The organism is Paraburkholderia sp. 22098 (genome assembly GCF_052045935.1).
GTDB classification, from domain to species: domain Bacteria; phylum Pseudomonadota; class Gammaproteobacteria; order Burkholderiales; family Burkholderiaceae; genus Paraburkholderia; species Paraburkholderia caledonica.
Genome location: NZ_JBQEPV010000026.1, coordinates 1 through 17,294 on the forward strand (window position 1 = coordinate 1; position 17,294 = coordinate 17,294).

17 protein-coding genes are annotated in these 17,294 nt (G+C 62.5%); 13 read left to right on the top strand and 4 right to left on the bottom strand.

The features are described from left to right. Nucleotides 1–148: 148 nt before the first annotated feature. A complete protein-coding gene (locus ACTJLB_RS31775; protein WP_087754929.1) occupies nucleotides 149–925 on the bottom strand; it encodes an enoyl-CoA hydratase in 777 nt (258 codons plus the stop codon). Nucleotides 926–1,056: 131 nt separating this feature from the next. On the opposite strand from ACTJLB_RS31775, the gene paaN reads away from it, so the two are divergent. The 5 genes from paaN to paaK all read left to right on the top strand — a co-directional run bounded on the left by paaN (nucleotide 1,057) and on the right by paaK (nucleotide 6,922). Further along, entirely contained in the window at nucleotides 1,057–2,757 is a 1,701-nt protein-coding gene (gene paaN, locus ACTJLB_RS31780; RefSeq protein WP_440785606.1) for a phenylacetic acid degradation protein PaaN, read from the top strand. Nucleotides 2,758–2,878: 121 nt separating this feature from the next. Then, nucleotides 2,879–4,081, top strand: coding sequence for a 3-oxoadipyl-CoA thiolase (gene pcaF, locus ACTJLB_RS31785; RefSeq protein ID WP_087754931.1), 1,203 nt, complete (start codon nucleotides 2,879–2,881; stop codon nucleotides 4,079–4,081). Nucleotides 4,082–4,134: 53 nt separating this feature from the next. Next, nucleotides 4,135–4,926: a 2-(1,2-epoxy-1,2-dihydrophenyl)acetyl-CoA isomerase PaaG gene (gene paaG, locus ACTJLB_RS31790; RefSeq protein WP_087754932.1), complete on the top strand. Its 792-nt coding sequence runs from the start codon at nucleotides 4,135–4,137 to the stop codon at nucleotides 4,924–4,926. Between the two features lies 1 nt (nucleotide 4,927). Further along, nucleotides 4,928–5,416, top strand: a complete 489-nt coding sequence (gene paaI / locus ACTJLB_RS31795) for a hydroxyphenylacetyl-CoA thioesterase PaaI (protein ID WP_440785607.1) — start codon at nucleotides 4,928–4,930, stop codon at nucleotides 5,414–5,416. Nucleotides 5,417–5,617: 201 nt separating this feature from the next. Next, a complete protein-coding gene (gene paaK / locus ACTJLB_RS31800; protein ID WP_440785608.1) occupies nucleotides 5,618–6,922 on the top strand; it encodes a phenylacetate--CoA ligase PaaK in 1,305 nt (434 codons plus the stop codon). A 108-nt stretch (nucleotides 6,923–7,030) separates the two neighbouring features. Here paaK and mltA read toward each other — a convergent pair whose 3' ends face one another. After that, a complete protein-coding gene (gene mltA, locus ACTJLB_RS31805; protein WP_033379729.1) occupies nucleotides 7,031–8,263 on the bottom strand; it encodes a murein transglycosylase A in 1,233 nt (410 codons plus the stop codon). A 150-nt stretch (nucleotides 8,264–8,413) separates the two neighbouring features. Beyond that, nucleotides 8,414–8,788: a Co2+/Mg2+ efflux protein ApaG gene (apaG, locus tag ACTJLB_RS31810; protein ID WP_440785609.1), complete on the bottom strand. Its 375-nt coding sequence runs from the start codon at nucleotides 8,786–8,788 to the stop codon at nucleotides 8,414–8,416. A 289-nt stretch (nucleotides 8,789–9,077) separates the two neighbouring features. Between apaG and rpe the strand changes: the two genes are divergently transcribed. The 8 genes from rpe to ACTJLB_RS31850 all read left to right on the top strand — a co-directional run bounded on the left by rpe (nucleotide 9,078) and on the right by ACTJLB_RS31850 (nucleotide 16,438). Beyond that, nucleotides 9,078–9,761 carry a ribulose-phosphate 3-epimerase gene (rpe, locus tag ACTJLB_RS31815; protein WP_440785629.1) on the top strand — a complete coding sequence of 228 codons (684 nt, stop codon included), beginning with the start codon at nucleotides 9,078–9,080 and terminating at the stop codon, nucleotides 9,759–9,761. Nucleotides 9,762–9,773: 12 nt separating this feature from the next. Continuing rightward, nucleotides 9,774–10,490 carry a phosphoglycolate phosphatase gene (locus ACTJLB_RS31820; RefSeq protein ID WP_440785610.1) on the top strand — a complete coding sequence of 239 codons (717 nt, stop codon included), beginning with the start codon at nucleotides 9,774–9,776 and terminating at the stop codon, nucleotides 10,488–10,490. Nucleotides 10,491–10,855: 365 nt separating this feature from the next. Further along, on the top strand, nucleotides 10,856–12,349 hold the full coding sequence (gene trpE / locus ACTJLB_RS31825; protein WP_020070700.1) for an anthranilate synthase component I: 1,494 nt from the start codon (nucleotides 10,856–10,858) through the stop codon (nucleotides 12,347–12,349). Between the two features lie 13 nt (nucleotides 12,350–12,362). Beyond that, nucleotides 12,363–12,956, top strand: coding sequence for an aminodeoxychorismate/anthranilate synthase component II (locus tag ACTJLB_RS31830; RefSeq protein ID WP_020070699.1), 594 nt, complete (start codon nucleotides 12,363–12,365; stop codon nucleotides 12,954–12,956). Nucleotides 12,957–12,973: 17 nt separating this feature from the next. After that, on the top strand, nucleotides 12,974–14,005 hold the full coding sequence (trpD, locus tag ACTJLB_RS31835; RefSeq protein ID WP_027779424.1) for an anthranilate phosphoribosyltransferase: 1,032 nt from the start codon (nucleotides 12,974–12,976) through the stop codon (nucleotides 14,003–14,005). Between the two features lie 30 nt (nucleotides 14,006–14,035). Continuing rightward, a complete protein-coding gene (gene trpC / locus ACTJLB_RS31840) occupies nucleotides 14,036–14,833 on the top strand; it encodes an indole-3-glycerol phosphate synthase TrpC (protein ID WP_408193456.1) in 798 nt (265 codons plus the stop codon). 42 nt (nucleotides 14,834–14,875) lie between these two features. Beyond that, the gene (locus ACTJLB_RS31845; RefSeq protein ID WP_020070696.1) at nucleotides 14,876–15,502 is read left to right on the top strand and encodes a CYTH domain-containing protein; all 627 of its coding nucleotides are present in this window, start codon (nucleotides 14,876–14,878) and stop codon (nucleotides 15,500–15,502) included. Between the two features lie 93 nt (nucleotides 15,503–15,595). Then, nucleotides 15,596–16,438: a uracil-DNA glycosylase gene (locus ACTJLB_RS31850; protein WP_440785611.1), complete on the top strand. Its 843-nt coding sequence runs from the start codon at nucleotides 15,596–15,598 to the stop codon at nucleotides 16,436–16,438. Nucleotides 16,439–16,615: 177 nt separating this feature from the next. On the opposite strand, the gene ACTJLB_RS31855 is transcribed toward ACTJLB_RS31850, so the two are convergent. Then, complete coding sequence (locus tag ACTJLB_RS31855) at nucleotides 16,616–17,212, bottom strand: FMN-dependent NADH-azoreductase (RefSeq protein ID WP_020070694.1); 597 nt, start codon at nucleotides 17,210–17,212, stop codon at nucleotides 16,616–16,618. Nucleotides 17,213–17,294 lie beyond the last annotated feature (82 nt).

Consider the following 17,294-nt stretch of genomic DNA (forward strand, 5'->3'; position numbering starts at 1 on the left):
TTTCTGTTACTGCCTGAACCTGCTGCCACCGCTCGAAGCCTTGCCACTACTGGCTTTCCCGCTTCCCGTGCCCCGGCGTCCGGAGCACGAAAGAGCGAGATTCTAGCGAGCCGGCCAGCGCCTTGCAAGCGTTATTTTGACAAGCGTATTAACGGTGCTTGAAAACCGGTTTGCGCTTTTCGACGAACGCCGCCATCCCCTCTTTTTGATCTTCCGTGGCAAAGAGCGAATGGAAGAGGCGACGCTCGAAATGCACACCTTCGGCAAGCGTCGTTTCGTACGCGCGATTGACCGACTCCTTCACCATCATGACTGCCGGCAGCGGAAACTCGGCGATAGTCGCGGCCGCGGCGATCGATTCGTCAATCAAAGACGCGGCGGGAATCACGCGGGATACCAATCCGGCGCGCTCTGCTTCAGCGGCGTCCATAAAACGCGCCGTCAGGCACAGGTCCATTGCCTTAGCCTTTGAGACCGCGCGCGGCAGGCGCTGCGTGCCGCCGGCACCCGGCATGATTCCTAATTTGATTTCCGGCTGGCCGAACTTCGCCGTGTCGGCGGCGAAGATCATGTCGCACATCATCGCCAGTTCGCAGCCGCCGCCCAACGCAAACCCCGCCACCGCTGCAATGATCGGCTTACGAATGGAGCGAACCGTTTCCCAGTTACGTGTGATGTAGTCGCCTTTGTAGACGTCCATATAGGAGTAGGTCGACATCATCCCGATGTCGGCTCCCGCCGCAAACGCCTTTTCGCTGCCCGTCAACACGATCGCGCCAATCGCGTCGTCTGCATCGAACTCGCGCAGTGCCGCTCCGAGCTCGTCCATCAAAGCATCATTCAAAGCATTCAGCGCTTTAGGGCGATTCAACGTGACGAGGCCGACCCGCCCGCGCGTTTCGACCAGAATGTTCTCGTAAACCATGCCGCCTCCTAGTGGTTAATCGAGCGCGAAAACGCTTCGCGCAGCCATCTTAATAATGCTAACATTCCCCAACCAACCGGTCGGTCAATTATTAGACAGGCTTTTCCCCAACGTACACCAAGCCCTCTGCCATGACACATCCGTTATTCACCAAGCACGAAGACACGCTGCAAAAGGCGCTCGCCGCGGTCGAAACGCGCGGTTACTGGAGCCCTTTCGCTGAAATGCCCAGCCCGAAAGTGTACGGGGAAACAGCCAACGCGGACGGCGAAGCCGCGTTCAAAGCGCATCTGAACGCCACGTTCGAGTTGGACCAACCGTCGACCGGAGAAACCGTTGGCGCCGAAGTATCACCGTTCGGATTTCCGCTCGGCATTCGATACCCTAAATCGGATCCCGACGCGCTGCTGGCGGCCGCTGCGGAAGCGCAACGCGACTGGCGCGCTGCAGGCCCCCAAGCCTGGATCGGCGTATCGCTCGAAATTCTCGCGCGCTTGAATCGAGCCAGCTTCGAGATCGGCTATAGCGTGATGCACACAACCGGCCAGGCCTTCATGATGGCCTTCCAGGCCGGGGGCCCGCACGCGCAGGACCGGGCGCTCGAAGCCGTCGTGTACGCGTGGGACCAATTGCGCCGCATCCCCGCCGACGCCCACTGGGAAAAACCGCAAGGCAAGAACCCTCCACTCGCCATGCAGAAGCGCTACACGATCGTACCGCGAGGCACCGCGCTCGTTCTCGGCTGCTGCACGTTCCCGACGTGGAACGGCTATCCGGGTCTGTTCGCCGACCTCGCAACCGGCAACGCCGTGATCGTCAAACCACATCCCGGCGCAATTCTGCCGCTCGCCGTGACCGTGCGAATTGCGCGGGACGTTCTACGCGAAGCCGGTTTCGATCCAAACGTCGTCACGCTGCTAGCAACTGAACCGAACGACGGCGCGATCGTCCAGAGCCTCGCCGTGCGCCCGGAGATCAAACTGATCGATTTCACCGGCAGCACGCAAAACGGCACGTGGCTCGAGCGCAACGCGCATCAGGCGCAGGTCTACACCGAGAAAGCCGGCGTGAATCAGATCGTGATCGATTCGGCTGACGACATCAAAGCCGTTGCTCGCAACATTGCCTTCTCGCTCGCGCTCTATTCCGGCCAGATGTGCACCGCGCCGCAAAACATCTACGTGCCGCGCGACGGCATCCAGACTGCGGAAGGCACGCTCAGCTTCGACGAAGTCGCTCAGGCCATTGCCGGTGCCGTGCAGAAACTGGTTGCCGACCCAGCCCGCGCCGTGGAACTGCTGGGCGCCATTCAGAACGAAGGCGTCGCCCAGCGCGTTGACGAAGCTACCAGGCTCGGCCGCGTACTGGTGGAAAGCCAGGCGCTCGAGCACCCGGCTTTCGCCGGTGCCCGCGTGCGCACTCCGCTCGTGCTGCAACTCGACGCTGCAACCGACGGCGAGCAGTTCACCAAGGAATGGTTCGGCCCGATATCGTTCGTTATCGCCGCCGACTCGACCGCTCATTCCCTCGATCTCGCCGGCACCATCGCAGCCGAGCACGGCGCACTCACCCTGTCCGTCTACAGCACCGACGAAGCCGTGCTCGACCAGGCACACGAGGCGTCGATTCGCGGCGGCGTCGCGCTATCGATCAATTTGACGGGCGGTGTGTTCGTCAATCAGTCGGCCGCCTTCTCTGACTTTCATGGCACCGGCGCGAATCCGGCTGCAAATGCCGCGCTCGCCGATGCGGCCTTCGTCGCGAATCGCTTCCGTGTAATTCAGAGCCGCGTTCATGTTGAACCGAAAGCCGCGCCGGCGGTAGCTGGCTGAACGTCATAAGACAAACGCACGGCGTGTCCTATGCCGTTTGGTCGAATGGACCACGCCGTGCGCGCCAACTAACATGAGACATCCGATCGGCCCGCGCGCCGGTCTTCCCAGCAGGAACCTTATGAACGACGCCTATATCTGCGACGCGATTCGCACTCCCATCGGCCGCTACGGCGGCGCCCTGAAAGATGTCCGGGCCGACGACCTCGGCGCCGTGCCGATCAAGGCATTGATCGAGCGCAATCCTGGCGTGGACTGGCGTGCCGTCGACGACGTGATCTACGGCTGCGCCAATCAGGCCGGCGAAGACAACCGTAACGTCGCTCGCATGTCGGCGCTGCTCGCGGGACTGCCGGCAGACGCGCCCGGCGCGACAATAAACCGTCTGTGCGGCTCTGGCATGGATGCCGTCGGAACAGCCGCGCGCGCAATCAAGGCAGGTGAAGCGCAGTTGATGATCGCCGGCGGAGTCGAAAGCATGACTCGCGCGCCGTTCGTCATGGGCAAGGCGGCGAGCGCATTCGCGCGGCAGGCGGAAATCCACGACACGACGATTGGCTGGCGTTTCGTCAATCCGCTAATGAAACGTCAGTACGGCGTCGATTCAATGCCTGAGACCGCGGAGAATGTGGCTGAGCAGTTTGGGATCAGCCGCGCCGATCAGGACGCATTCGCGTTGGCCAGCCAGCAGAAGGCTGCCCGCGCGCAACGCGACGGTACGCTCGCACAGGAGATCGTCGGCGTGGAAATCGCGCAGAAAAAGGGCGATGCGATTCGTGTGACGCTCGACGAACATCCGCGCGAAACATCGCTCGAAAGCCTGGCCAAGCTCAAGGGCGTAGTCCGCCCCGACGGCACCGTAACCGCAGGCAATGCGTCGGGAGTGAACGACGGCGCTTGCGCACTCCTCATTGCCAGTCAACAGGCGGCCGACCAATATGGCCTGCGCCGTCGCGCACGCGTGGTGGGCATGGCAACGGCGGGCGTCGAACCGCGAATCATGGGCATTGGGCCGGCACCTGCCACGCAAAAGCTGCTCAGGCAACTGGGCATGACGCTCGATCAGCTGGACGTGATCGAGTTGAACGAGGCGTTCGCGTCGCAAGGCCTCGCGGTTCTGCGCATGCTCGGCCTGCGCGACGACGACCCGCGCGTCAATCCCAACGGCGGAGCAATTGCGCTCGGCCATCCGCTGGGTGCATCGGGCGCACGCCTTGTCACGACCGCGCTGCATCAGTTGGAACGCAGCAACGGCCGATTTGCGCTCTGCACGATGTGCATCGGCGTCGGCCAGGGCATCGCGCTCGTAATCGAACGGCTTTGACCCCTTACGTAAGCGCTGCAGCCTGGCAAAAAGAGACTTTGAGGAGACACCCAATGGCATATGAAGCGATCGGCCTCGACATCGACGCAGCGAGCCGCGTAGCAACCATCACGCTAAACCGCCCGGACAAGCTGAACAGCTTCACGCGCGCGATGCATCAGGAGCTGAACGCGGCGCTCAACGAGGTCGAAACCTCAGGTGCCCGCGCTCTCGTTCTGACCGGCGCGGGGCGCGGATTCTGCGCAGGACAAGACCTCGCCGACCTCGACTTCACGCCCGGCGCGATGACCGATCTGGGCGAATTGATCGACTTGCACTTCAACCCTTTGATCCGCCGACTGCAAGCGTTGCCGTTGCCCGTCATAGCGGCAGTCAACGGGACAGCTGCGGGCGCCGGCGCAAACCTTGCGCTCGCTTGCGACATCGTGCTCGCGGCTCGTTCGGCCAGTTTCATCCAGGCATTCGTGAAGATCGGCCTCGTGCCGGACTCGGGCGGCACCTGGTTCTTGCCACAGCGTGTCGGCATGGCACGCGCATTAGGACTCGCCATTACCGGCGACAAACTCAGCGCCGAAAAAGCCGAAAGCTGGGGACTTATCTGGCAAACGGTGGACGATCAGGAACTGGCGGCCACCGCAGCCAAACTGGCGGCGCAACTCGCGCAGCAACCGACGCGCGCCATCGCCGCAATTAAGCAGGCCATGCGCGCCGGCGCAACTCAGACGCTCGATCAGCAACTGGATCTCGAACGCGATCTGCAACGCGAACTGGGTGCCTCGCACGACTATGCAGAGGGCGTGCAAGCCTTCGTCGAAAAACGCTCACCGCGTTTCGAGGGCCGCTGATATGTCGACGCAACCTTTGTATCCCGCCGAAATGACGCCCGACGAACTCGCCCGCGCAACCGCCGCCGCGATGTACGAAAACGATGCGTGCAGCCGCGCGCTCGGTCTCGAAATCATGGAAGTGCGCGCCGGCTACGCGCGTTTGCGCATGGCCGTACGGGACGACTTCCTGAACGGCCATCAAATCTGCCATGGCGGCCTGATATTTACGCTCGCCGATTCGACCTTTGCGTTCGCCTGCAACTCGTACAACCTGAACACCGTCGCGTCAGGATGCTCGATCGAATTCCTGCGACCCGTGCATGGTGGCGACGTGCTCACCGCAGAGGCGGTCGAGCAGACATTGAGCGGGCGCACGGGCATTTACGATATTCGAGTAACCAATCGTGCGGGCGATACGATCGCGATGTTTCGCGGCAAATCGGCGCAGATCAAAGGCAATGTGATCCCGCCGATAGCATCCCGCACGGCAGGGGCGTCACCGGACTAAGACGCAGGAGTGTCGGCATGACCGGCAAAGAGGCGCACGCAAGACGCTCCTCGCAAGAGTCGCCAGTCCAAAGCGCCATTGATCGGTGACACCGGCAACCGAGCCCCCGCAGAGGGCGCGGTCGGCGAACGCCGCACCTGGTTTCGCGCGTGAGCGCAACGCATATCAGACCTGAGCATTGAAGCAGCAAGGAGACATTCGATGACCACCGCCCTTCCCCTCGACCCCATCGAGACCGCCAGCCGCGACGAGCTATGTGCGCTTCAACTTGAACGGCTCAAATGGTCGCTGAACCACGCTTATGAGAACTCGCCGGTCTATCGTCGCAAGTTCGACGAAGCTGGCGTCCACCCGAGCGAACTGACCACGCTTGCGGACCTCGCCCGCTTTCCATTCACGACGAAAAAAGATTTGCGTGACAGCTATCCGTTCGGAATGTTCGCTGTGCCGCAAGACCGAATTTCACGCATTCATGCTTCGTCGGGCACGACCGGCAAGCCCACTGTGGTGGGCTACACCGCGCGCGATATCGACACGTGGGCGAATCTGGTTGCGCGTTCAATCCGCGCCGCGGGCGCCAAACCCGGCGACAAAGTTCACGTGAGCTACGGATACGGCCTGTTCACGGGCGGCCTCGGCGCCCATTACGGCGCAGAGCGCGCAGGCCTCACCGTCATCCCGTTCGGCGGCGGTCAGACTGAAAAACAGGTGCAACTGATCCAGGACTTCCGGCCCGACATCATCATGGTGACGCCGAGCTACATGCTCTCGATCGCCGACGAACTCGAACGCCAGGGCGTCGACCCGGCCAGTTGTTCGCTGCGCATAGGCATCTTCGGTGCGGAGCCGTGGACCAACGACATGCGTCACGCAATCGAGAAGCGCATGGGCATCGACGCTGTCGACATCTACGGCTTGTCGGAAGTGATGGGCCCCGGCGTGGCGTCGGAATGCGTCGAGACAAAAGACGGCCCGACCATCTGGGAAGATCATTTCTACCCAGAAATCATCGATCCCGAAACGGGCGAGGTGCTTCCGGACGGCGAACTGGGCGAACTGGTGTTCACGTCGCTGACCAAAGAGGCGTTGCCGATCATCCGTTACCGGACGCGCGACCTCACGCGTCTCTTGCCGGGCAGCGCGCGCACCATGCGTCGTATGGAAAAGATCACCGGCCGCTCAGACGACATGATGATCGTGCGCGGGGTCAACGTGTTTCCCACGCAGATCGAGGAGTTGCTGCTCAAGCAGCACGCGCTCGCGCCTCACTATCAGATCGTACTCACCAGGGAAGGCCCGCTCGACGTTTTGACGCTGAACGTGGAGCCTTGTCCGGAAACGGCGCCGGACACGTCCGTGTTGAACACGGCCAAGCAGGCGCTGGCCTACGACATCAAAGCGCTGATCGGCGTCAGCGCTGTGGTGAATGTGCTTGCGGTGAACGGGATTGAACGCTCGGTAGGCAAGGCGCGCCGGGTAGTCGATAAGCGCAAGTCGCGGCTTTAAGCCGAGCGTCGGGAATCGCACAAAGCTGCGCCGCGCCAGGAGCGGCGGTCAAGCCGGACCGCCGCGCGACAGCCACCTCCGGCAAGGCTTCGCGCGCCGTAGTCCAGATCAGGAATTCGGCAGCAGCAACCACATCCGGCCGCCCTGCTTCATTTTGCCGGCGAGATCGCCGGCGTCGTCGCCGAGGCCCCAGAAGTAGTCTGCGCGCACTCCGCCCTTGATCGCGGAGCCGGTGTCCTGCGCAAACACGAGACGGTTCATCGGCGAGTTCGTCAGCGGGCGCGTGGTCTGCAAAAACACCGGTGTCCCAAGTGGGATCGAGGTCGGATCGACGGCAATGGAACGCTCTGGCGTCAGCGGCACACCCAAAGCGCCGATAGGACCATCGGCGCCGGCTTTGGACACGCCCTCTGCCGACGGCATCTCGCGGAAAAACACGAAACGCGGGTTCGTATCGAGCAGCGCATCGACCCGATTCGGGTTCGCGCGCGCCCATGCCTTGATGCCTTGCATGGTGGCCTGCGCGGGCGTGAGTTCGCCGCGATCCAGGAGCCACCGTCCGATGGATTTATACGGCTGGTTGTTGGTGCCGCCAAAACCGAGGCGCATCACGCTGCCATCTTCCATCACGATGCGCCCGGAACCCTGCACTTGCAGGAAGAACGCTTCGATCGGGTCGTCCACCCACACGAGTTCATTGCCGTTGAGCACGCCCATGCGTTCGAGCTGCGCCCGCGGCGGCATCGCCGCGCCAGGACGATAGCTGGAAGGCCAACGATAAAGCGCCGTCTGATACACGCCGTGGCGAGTGCGCGAGCCACGCAGCAACGGCTCGTAGTAACCGGTGACGAGTCCGTCGAGCGTGCCGTCGGTATTCGCTAGCTGAAAGGGTGTGAAATACGCTTCAAAGAATGCGCGGGCGCTGGTGGCGTCGAGATCGTCGAGTTGCGCCGCCGCCGCACATGCCCGCGCCCAGTTCGCCTGGCGCGCAAGCCTCACGCAGTTCTGCCGCAACGCCGCTGTGGCGCCGATCAGAGAATCGTCCTGCCAGCCAGGAACCTGCTGCCACGCCACCGGCGTGAGCCGCGTCGCCGAGATCTGGCCGGGAATGATCGCCGCGCCCGTGGGCGGCGAAACCACAGGGCGAACCGCACCGCCGCCACCGCAAGCGGCGAGAATCGCCGCCACTGAAAGCGCGCTGAGCCAGGCTCCGGTCGCGCGGACAAAACGCCTACAATGTTCGTTCTTAATGGAAACCGCCATGTCTGATCTGTTCGACGAATACCCGATGCTCATCTTCGCGCTGGAATCGCTTCTCGCGCTGTTCCTGCTCGTGTTCATCGTTGTGTGGACGTCGTCTGGTAAAAAGAAAGCGGCGCGCGCCAGCAGCAAGGAAACACAGAAGCCGCAAGAACCGCGCTGAAGCGGCGCCGATTCACGCATTCCACGGCGCGCATAGAACCGTTAAAGACCGTGAACCGCGCTCACGGTTCAATGCAATGTGCGTGGCATGCGCAGAATGAACTCCGGCACCGGCGCGTCGAAACGCTCGCCGTCTTCGGCCACGCAGAAATACTCCCCGCGCATCGTGCCGACCGGCGTCGCAATGACCGCCCAACTCGTATATTCGAACTGCTCGCCGGGTTTCAGCAACGGCTGGTGCCCGACCACGCCCAAACCCTTCACTTCCTGCACGGTCTTGTCGCTGTCCGTGATCACCCAATGCCGCGCGATCAATTGTGCAGGCACCTGACCGGTGTTGCGGATGGTCAGCGTATAGGCGAACGCATACTGGCGGCGCTCCGGGACCGACTCTTCGGGCAGGAATTGCACCTGCGCCGACACGCTGAATTCGTACTGGCTCATCCTGATTCCAATCTGGTGAAACGGGGCGACAAAATCGCTGGAAAGCCCGAGTGCCAATGGCTTAAGCGGTCATTGGCGACGCAGCGCCATGGATTGGCATTCTGCGTCATGCGCGACATGCCCGCAACCGGACATATCCTTTGGCCAGGGACGCTTAAGGCGTTTTGCCATCCTCGCGGCCCAAGCCCGAGGCTGCGCCGCGCGTCGTTCCGGCGCCCGCCCGCCGCTTCGCGCGTGCGCGACACAACACGGTAAAATGACGCTTTCCCGCTTGCATCCGCCCGCCGCCATGACGCAATTCCGAATCGCTCCCAGCATTCTGTCCGCCGACTTCGCCCGCCTCGGGGAAGAAGTGCGCAACGTCGTCGTCGCCGGCGCCGACTGGATTCATTTCGACGTGATGGACAACCACTACGTGCCGAACCTGACCATCGGTCCGCTCGTGTGCGAGGCGATCCGTCCGCACGTGGACGTGCCGATCGACGTGCACCTGATGGTGCGTCCCGTCGACCGCATCGTGCCGGACTTCGCGAAAGCGGGCGCGAATCTGATCAGCTTCCACCCAGAAGGCTCGGACCACATCGACCGCACGTTGTCGCTGATTCGCGACCACGGCTGCAAGGCGGGCCTCGTGTTCAACCCCGCCACGTCGCTGAATTACCTCGATCACGTAATGGACAAGCTCGACCTCGTGCTGATCATGTCGGTCAACCCGGGATTCGGCGGCCAGTCGTTCATTCCGGAAGCGCTGAACAAGCTTCGCGAAGCGCGCAAGCGTATCGACGCGTACAAGGAGCGCACCGGCCGCGAGATTCATCTGGAAGTGGACGGCGGCGTGAAAGTAGACAACATCGCCGAAATCGCGGCGGCCGGCGCGGATACCTTCGTGGCTGGCTCGGCCATTTTCGGCCAGCCGGATCACAAGGTCGTGATCGACAAGATGCGCTGCGCGCTCGCCAACATTCAGCACTGACACTCGCGCCACATGACCGCTTCGTTCCCTGCCCCGACTGTCAACGGCCCGCGCCTGCAAGCCGCGATCATCGACCTGGACGGCACGATGGTCGACACCGCCGACGATTTCACCGCCGGCCTGAACGGCATGCTCGCGCAACTCGACGCAGTCGAAACGTCGCGTGAAGAAGTGGTCGGCTATGTCGGCAAAGGCTCCGAGCATCTGATCCGCAGCGTGCTGGCGCCGCGCTTCGAAGCAGAGCACGCGCAGGACCGTTTTGACGAAGCGCTCGCCATTTATCAGGCCGAGTACGCGAAGATCAACGGCCTGCACACACGCCTTTATCCAGATGTGGAAGCCGGCCTCGCCGCGCTGCGCGACGCCGGTCTGAAGCTGGCGTGCGTGACCAACAAGCCGCATCGCTTCGCGCTCGAACTGCTGCAGCAATATGGGCTCGCACACTACTTCAGCGTCGTGCTCGGCGGCGACAGTCTGCCGAAAAAGAAGCCGGACCCGCTGCCCATGCTCACCGCCGCCGCGCAACTCGGAGTGGAACCGCGCGCCACGGTTGCCATCGGCGATTCGGAAAACGACGCGCTGGCGGGCCGCGCGGCAGGCATGGCGACGCTCACCGTGCCCTATGGCTACAACCATGGGCAAGCTATACAAACAATAAAATCCGATGGTATAGTTGCCTCGCTGCTGGACGCCGCCAAGGCGATCGCAGCGCACCAATCCACGACTTGAAAAGTCCTTCATCCTCATGTTTCTGAATAAAAAACGGAGTCTGATTAGCATCGACCGGGGAGCCTGGCCCTGGCGTCGCTGGTCGCGCTAACCTCGCCTGAGGTACGCTGAAGCTCGTCTTCGGCAACCGTTTTTTACTTCGCTGCGCTCACGCGTTTTTCCATCGTTCTGTTTCGCTGCATCGGCTGATTCCGCCTGCGTGTACCTGCAAAGTACGTGCGTGGCTGGAACTCCGTGCTCGCGTCGATGGGAAAATCGCGCCGGTCGGTTCATCATCGAAAAAACGCACGAACGCCTGACCGGCCGCGCAATGCCCCGCTTTGTCCGACGCACGCTGCCGCCGGACCTACGTACAGGATCGGAACATGACCGAACTCGAATTCCAGTCCCTCGCCAACGAGGGCTTCAACCGTATTCCGCTGATCGCCGAAGCGCTCGCCGACCTCGAAACGCCGCTCTCGCTGTATCTGAAGCTCGCGCAACCCGAGCGCAACGGCGCTAACTCGTTCCTGCTGGAGTCGGTAGTGGGTGGCGAGCGCTTTGGCCGCTATTCGTTCATCGGCCTGCCGGCGCGCACGCTGCTGCGCACGCGCAACGGCGTGTCGGAAGTGGTACGCGACGGCAAGGTTGTCGAAACGCACGAGGGCGATCCGCTCGAGTTCATCCAGCAGTTTCAAAGCCGTTTCAAGGTCGCGCAGCGGCCGGGTTTGCCGCGTTTCGCCGGCGGCCTCGCGGGCTATTTCGGCTACGACGCGGTGCGCTACATCGAGAAAAAGCTCGCGCATAGCGCGCCGAAAGACGATCTGAATCTGCCGGACATCCAGTTGTTGCTGACCGAGGAAGTCGCGGTGATCGACAACCTCGCGGGCAAGCTGTACCTCGTGATCTACGCCGACCCGACGCAGCCCGAGGCTTACACGAAGGCAAAGCAGCGTCTGCGCGAACTGCGTCAGCGTTTGCGCGCAACGGTCGAGCCGCCGGTCACCTCGGCGAGTGTGCGCACCGAGACATACCGCGAGTTTGCGAAAGACGACTATCTCGCCGCCGTGCGCAAGGCGAAGGAATACATCGCCGCCGGTGAACTGATGCAGGTGCAGGTTGGCCAACGTCTGACGAAACCCTATCGCGACAACCCGCTGTCGCTGTATCGCGCGCTGCGTTCGCTCAATCCGTCGCCGTACATGTACTACTACAATTTCGGCGACTTCCACGTGGTGGGTGCGTCGCCGGAAATTCTCGTGCGCCAGGAAAAGCGCGGCGAAGATCGTATCGTCACGATTCGTCCGCTCGCCGGCACGCGTCCGCGCGGCAACACACCGGAACGCGACGCCGAACTCGCCACTGAACTGCTGAACGACCCGAAGGAAATCGCCGAGCACGTCATGCTGATCGACCTCGCGCGCAACGACGTGGGCCGCATCGCGCAGATCGGCTCGGTGGTCGTCACCGACAAGATGGTGATCGAAAAGTACTCGCACGTGCAGCACATCGTGAGTTCGGTTGAAGGCAAGCTGAAGCCCGGCACGACTAATTTCGACGTGCTCCGCGCCACTTTCCCGGCCGGCACGCTGTCGGGCGCGCCGAAAGTCCGCGCGATGGAATTGATCGACGAACTCGAACCCGTGAAGCGCGGCCTCTACGGCGGCGCAGTCGGCTATCTGTCGTTCACCGGCGAAATGGATCTGGCGATCACAATTCGCACCGGCGTGATCGCGAACGGCAATCTGTATGTGCAGGCGGCGGCGGGTGTCGTCGCGGATTCGGTGCCGGAATCCGAATGGCAAGAGACCGAGAACAAGGCGCGCGCCGTGTTGCGCGCGGCGGAACAGGTTCAAGACGGCCTCGATAGCGACTTCTGACCGGAGACACACCATGCTGCTCATGATCGACAACTACGACTCGTTCACTTACAACCTGGTGCAGTACTTCGGCGAACTCGGCGAAGACGTGCGCACCTATCGGAACGACGAAATCACGCTGGACGAAATCGCGAAGCTCAACCCCGAGCGCATCTGCCTGTCGCCCGGCCCGAGCAATCCGCAACACGCCGGCATCACGCTCGACGTGCTGCGCGAGTTCTCGGGCAAGACGCCGATTCTCGGCGTGTGCCTCGGCCATCAGGCGATCGGCGAAGCGTTCGGCGGCCGCGTCGTGCGCGCTCAAACCATCATGCACGGCAAGGTCAGCACGATCGAGACCGATTGCAAAGGCGTGTTCGCGGATTTGCCGAAGCATTTCGTCGTGACCCGCTACCACTCGCTCGCGATCGAACGCGAATCGCTGCCGGACTGTCTCGAAGTGTCGGCATGGACCGAAGACGGCGAAATCATGGGCGTGCGTCATAAGGAACTGGCCGTCGAAGGCGTGCAGTTCCATCCGGAATCGATTCTTTCCGAACACGGCCACGCGCTGCTCGAGAACTTCGTGAAGCAGTCAAAAGCGAAGCCGGCCCAACGCACCGCCTGATGAAGCGAGATACCATCATGACAATCACGCCGCAAGAAGCGCTGCAACGGACCATCGAGCACCGCGAGATTTTCCACGACGAAATGCTGCATCTGATGCGGCTCATCATGCGCGGCGAACTTTCGCCGGTCATGGCGGCCGCGATCATTACCGGCTTGCGCGTCAAAAAAGAGACCATCGGCGAAATCACCGCCGCCGCCACGGTGATGCGTGAATTTGCCCGGCACGTAGAGGTGCAGGACAACTCGAACTTCGTCGATATCGTCGGCACCGGCGGAGACGGTTCGCATACCTTCAATATCTCGACGGCGACAATGTTCGTGTCCGCCGCAGCCGGCGCGAAAGTCGCGAAGCACGGCAATCGCGGCGTGTCGAGCAAGTCGGGCAGCGCAGATGTGCTCGAAGCGCTCGGCGTGAATATCGACCTGCAGCCGGAACAAGTCGCAGCGTCGATTGCCGAAACCGGCATGGGTTTCATGTTCGCGCCGAATCATCACCCGGCCATGAAAAACATCGCGCCGGTGCGCCGTGAACTCGGCGTGCGGACCATCTTCAACATTCTGGGTCCGCTGACGAATCCGGCCGGCGCGCCGAATCAGCTGATGGGCGTGTTCCATGCGGACCTGGTCGGCATTCAGGTTCGCGTGATGCAGCGCCTCGGCGCAAAGCACGTGCTCGTGGTGTACGGTATGGACGGCATGGACGAAGTGTCGCTCGGCGCGGCCACGCAAGTCGGCGAGTTGCGTGACGGCGAAGTGCGCGAGTACGAGATCCATCCGGAAGACTTCGGCATGCAGATGGTGTCGAATCGAACGTTGAAAGTGGCGGACGCCACGGAATCGAAAGCAATGCTGCTCGAAGCGCTCGACAACAAGCCGGGCGTCGCGCGCGAGATCGTTACGCTGAACGCGGGCACGGCGCTGTACTCGGCGAATGTGGCGTCGTCGATCGCGAACGGCATCGAGCTTGCGCGCGAAGCCATCGCCAGCGGCAAGGCTCGCGCAAAAGTCGACGAACTGATCCGCTTCACGCAGCAATTCAAGCACTAATCACGCAGCAACCAACGTAGCGAGATTCATATGAGCGACATCCTCGACCGTATCATCGCGGTCAAACGCGAAGAAGTCCGCGCCGCTGAACAAAGCGCGCCGCTCGAAGAGCTGCGCCTCGAAGCGTCGTCGCGCGATATTCGCGATTTCGTCGGCGCTCTGCGCGCAAAACATGCGGCCGGTCTCGCCGCAGTGATCGCCGAGGTGAAGAAAGCGAGCCCGTCCAAAGGCGTTCTGCGCGAGAACTTCGTCCCTGCGCAAATCGCGCGTTCGTATGAAACTCACGGCGCGGCCTGTCTGTCGGTATTGACCGACGTGCAGTTCTTTCAGGGCAGCGTCGCGTATCTGGAGCAGGCGCGCGCCGCGTGCCAGTTGCCGGTGCTGCGCAAAGACTTCATCGTCGATCCGTACCAGATTGTCGAAGCACGCGCGATGGGCGCCGACGCGATTCTATTGATCGCCGCCGCGCTGGAAACTTCTGAGATGCAGGACCTCGAAGCGCTTGCGCATTCGCTCGGCCTCGCGGTGCTCGTCGAAGTGCACGACAGCGACGAGCTGATGCAGGCGCTCACGCTGAAAACGCCGCTGATCGGCGTCAACAATCGCAATCTGCGCACTTTCGAGACGTCGATCGAAAACACCATCGGCATGCTCGAAGCGATTCCCGACGACCGCATCGTGGTAACGGAATCGGGCATTCTGTCGCGCGTCGATGTCGAAAGGCTGCGCGCGATGGACGTGAACACGTTCCTCGTCGGCGAGGCATTCATGCGCGCGGACGAGCCGGGCGTGGAGCTTGCTCGCATGTTCTTCCCGGGCGCGGCGTGAGCACACCGCAGCTCATGTAACGCACACACAGCGGAGCACGACATGGCCATGGAACGCGAGATCAAGTTGCTGCTGCCGGCCGCGCAAGTGAAAGCGGCCGGGCAGTGGTTCGTCGCGCGCACTGGCAACGAGGGCCGCGCGATCAAGCTGTCGAATATCTACTTCGACACGCCGCAACTCACGCTGGCAGCCTCGAAGAGCGCGTTGCGCCTGCGCCATACACCCGACGGCTGGCTGCAGACGTTCAAGACGGTAGGCAGTGCGGCAAACGGCTTGCACAGCCGTCACGAATGGGAAATGCCCGTCGCGGGCGAAGCGCTCGAAATTGACGCGTTGCTGCGCGAGTGCGACGAGCCCGCCGCCGCGCAAGCGTTGCGCGAAGCTGCGCCGCAACTGATCGAACTGTTTCGCACGGACTTCACACGCACGCTGTGGCAAGTGAACGTCGACGGCTCCGAGGTTGAAGCCGCAATCGACCAGGGCAACGTGCTGGCCGAAGTGAACGGCGAATTGCGCCGCGCGCCTATTTCGGAAATCGAACTCGAACTGAAGTCCGGCGACGAAGCCGCGCTGCACGCGCTTTCGAGCGAACTCGGCAAGCAGATCGCCGGCCTCGCGCCCGAAAACATCAGCAAGGCGCAGCGCGGCTATCAATTGCGCGCGGGCTGAGCGCGGGTTCATCGCCGCGCGTTCTAGCCGCTTACAGTGCGCGCCGCCGCCTCGGCTTGAGTCACACCGCGTTTGCTGCGACACTTCTGCGCCATGACTACTGCATCCCGCCCCCGCTCCGCGCCGTCACAAGCATCGTTATTCGGCGACGCCGCAGCGCCGGCCGGCACTATTTCCGCCGAGCCGCAGCCGCAATCCCAGCAAGCAGCCGGCACGCCGCCCACGCTCGAAGAGCAGTTCGCCGCGCTACCGGCCGAATGGCGAGCGCACCTGAAGTCTTTCATTGAAAGCGATGCCTACGCGCCGCTCTGCCGTTTCGTCGACGGTGAGCGCGCGGCCGGCAAAACCGTTTATCCCACCGACGTGTTCCGCGCGCTGCGGCTTACGAGCCCCGATGAAGTGAAGGTCGTGATTCTCGGCCAGGACCCGTATCACGGCGAGGATCGCGGCACACCGCAAGCTCATGGGCTCGCATTTTCAGTCGCGCCGAACGTGCGCATACCGCCGTCGCTGCGAAACATTTTCAAGGAAATTGCGGCAAGCCTCGGCCACGAACCGCCCTGTCACGGTTGCCTCGACACGTGGGCGAAGCAAGGCGTGCTGCTGCTGAACACGGTGCTGACCGTGGAGCGCGACTCAGCCGCCAGCCACGCGAAGCGCGGCTGGGAAAAATGCACAGACTTGCTGATTCACGAACTCGCGATGCGTCACGACGGTCTCGTGTTCATGCTGTGGGGCGCACATGCGCAGGCGAAGCGCGCGCTGCTCGGCGGCAAGTCGCATTACGTGCTGGAGGCGCCCCATCCTTCGCCGTTGTCCGCGCATCGCGGCTTTCTCGGCTGCGGACATTTCGCGAAGGCAAACGAGTATCTCGTGGAGCATGGCCGCCAACCGATCGACTGGCGCCTGCCCGACGAAGCGCAAATGCTGGCTTAGCGGCTCCTGTCTGCAAACCGGGGCAGAACCAGCGGCAAAAAACAAAAACGCCACGGAATCTATTTCCGTGGCGTTCCAGTTTTCAACGCTCGCAATCGGCTTAACTTGCGAACCTCAGCAGCAAGCCACAAGTCGCGAACCAGGCAGCGAACCTGGGCCGCGAACTCGTCAGCCGGCTCAAGCAGCCGCGATCGCTTCGCGCGCCGCAGCCAGCGCCGCGCCCGCTGCGTCCGGGCCCATATTCAGACCTTCGGCGTAAATGAAGTTGACATCCGTCATGCCGATGAAGCCAAGGAAGCTCTTCAGATACGGCGTCTGGCTCTCGTTCGGCGTGCCCACGTACTTGCCGCCGCGGGCCGAAACGACGTAGACCTTCTTGCCCGTCACGAGACCTTCGGGGCCGTTGGCGGTGTAGCGGAACGTGATGCCGGCGCGGGCGATGAAGTCGAAATAGGTCTTCAGTTGCGACGAAATGCCGAAGTTGTACATCGGCGCGCCGATCACGATGATGTCGGCGGCTTGCAGTTCTGCGATCAGCGCTTCGCTGCGCGCGGCGATCGCGGCTTGCTCGGGGGTACGCTGATCAGCCGGCGTAAAAAACGCGCCCAGAATGGCGTCGTCCAGATGCGGCAGCGGTTCGGCTTGCAGGTTACGGACGACGACTTGCGCGCCCGGATTCGATTGTTGCAGCTTTTCGGTCAGCTCGTTGAGGAGCAGCGTCGAGTTCGCGCCTTGCGAGCGGGCTGCCGAGTTGATTTGCAGGATCGTGGTCATGGTTGACTCCAGTGGGGGGCGCGCTGTGTTGCGCGAGTGGAGCCATTGTGTTTTTTTACCGATCCGGGAAAAAGCCGTCCGG

Bases quoted from the DNA above. Each gene is read 5' to 3' on its own strand.
- ACTJLB_RS31775 (WP_087754929.1), bottom strand. From the start codon at position 925: ATGGTTTACGAGAACATTCTGGTCGAAACGCGCGGGCGGGTCGGCCTC.
- paaN (WP_440785606.1), top strand. From the start codon at position 1,057: ATGACACATCCGTTATTCACCAAGCACGAAGACACGCTGCAAAAGGCG.
- pcaF (WP_087754931.1), top strand. From the start codon at position 2,879: ATGAACGACGCCTATATCTGCGACGCGATTCGCACTCCCATCGGCCGC.
- paaG (WP_087754932.1), top strand. From the start codon at position 4,135: ATGGCATATGAAGCGATCGGCCTCGACATCGACGCAGCGAGCCGCGTA.
- paaI (WP_440785607.1), top strand. From the start codon at position 4,928: ATGTCGACGCAACCTTTGTATCCCGCCGAAATGACGCCCGACGAACTC.
- paaK (WP_440785608.1), top strand. From the start codon at position 5,618: ATGACCACCGCCCTTCCCCTCGACCCCATCGAGACCGCCAGCCGCGAC.
- mltA (WP_033379729.1), bottom strand. From the start codon at position 8,263: ATGAACACGAGCAGGAACAGCGCGAGAAGCGATTCCAGCGCGAAGATG.
- apaG (WP_440785609.1), bottom strand. From the start codon at position 8,788: ATGAGCCAGTACGAATTCAGCGTGTCGGCGCAGGTGCAATTCCTGCCC.
- rpe (WP_440785629.1), top strand. From the start codon at position 9,078: ATGACGCAATTCCGAATCGCTCCCAGCATTCTGTCCGCCGACTTCGCC.
- ACTJLB_RS31820 (WP_440785610.1), top strand. From the start codon at position 9,774: ATGACCGCTTCGTTCCCTGCCCCGACTGTCAACGGCCCGCGCCTGCAA.
- trpE (WP_020070700.1), top strand. From the start codon at position 10,856: ATGACCGAACTCGAATTCCAGTCCCTCGCCAACGAGGGCTTCAACCGT.
- ACTJLB_RS31830 (WP_020070699.1), top strand. From the start codon at position 12,363: ATGCTGCTCATGATCGACAACTACGACTCGTTCACTTACAACCTGGTG.
- trpD (WP_027779424.1), top strand. From the start codon at position 12,974: ATGACAATCACGCCGCAAGAAGCGCTGCAACGGACCATCGAGCACCGC.
- trpC (WP_408193456.1), top strand. From the start codon at position 14,036: ATGAGCGACATCCTCGACCGTATCATCGCGGTCAAACGCGAAGAAGTC.
- ACTJLB_RS31845 (WP_020070696.1), top strand. From the start codon at position 14,876: ATGGCCATGGAACGCGAGATCAAGTTGCTGCTGCCGGCCGCGCAAGTG.
- ACTJLB_RS31850 (WP_440785611.1), top strand. From the start codon at position 15,596: ATGACTACTGCATCCCGCCCCCGCTCCGCGCCGTCACAAGCATCGTTA.
- ACTJLB_RS31855 (WP_020070694.1), bottom strand. From the start codon at position 17,212: ATGACCACGATCCTGCAAATCAACTCGGCAGCCCGCTCGCAAGGCGCG.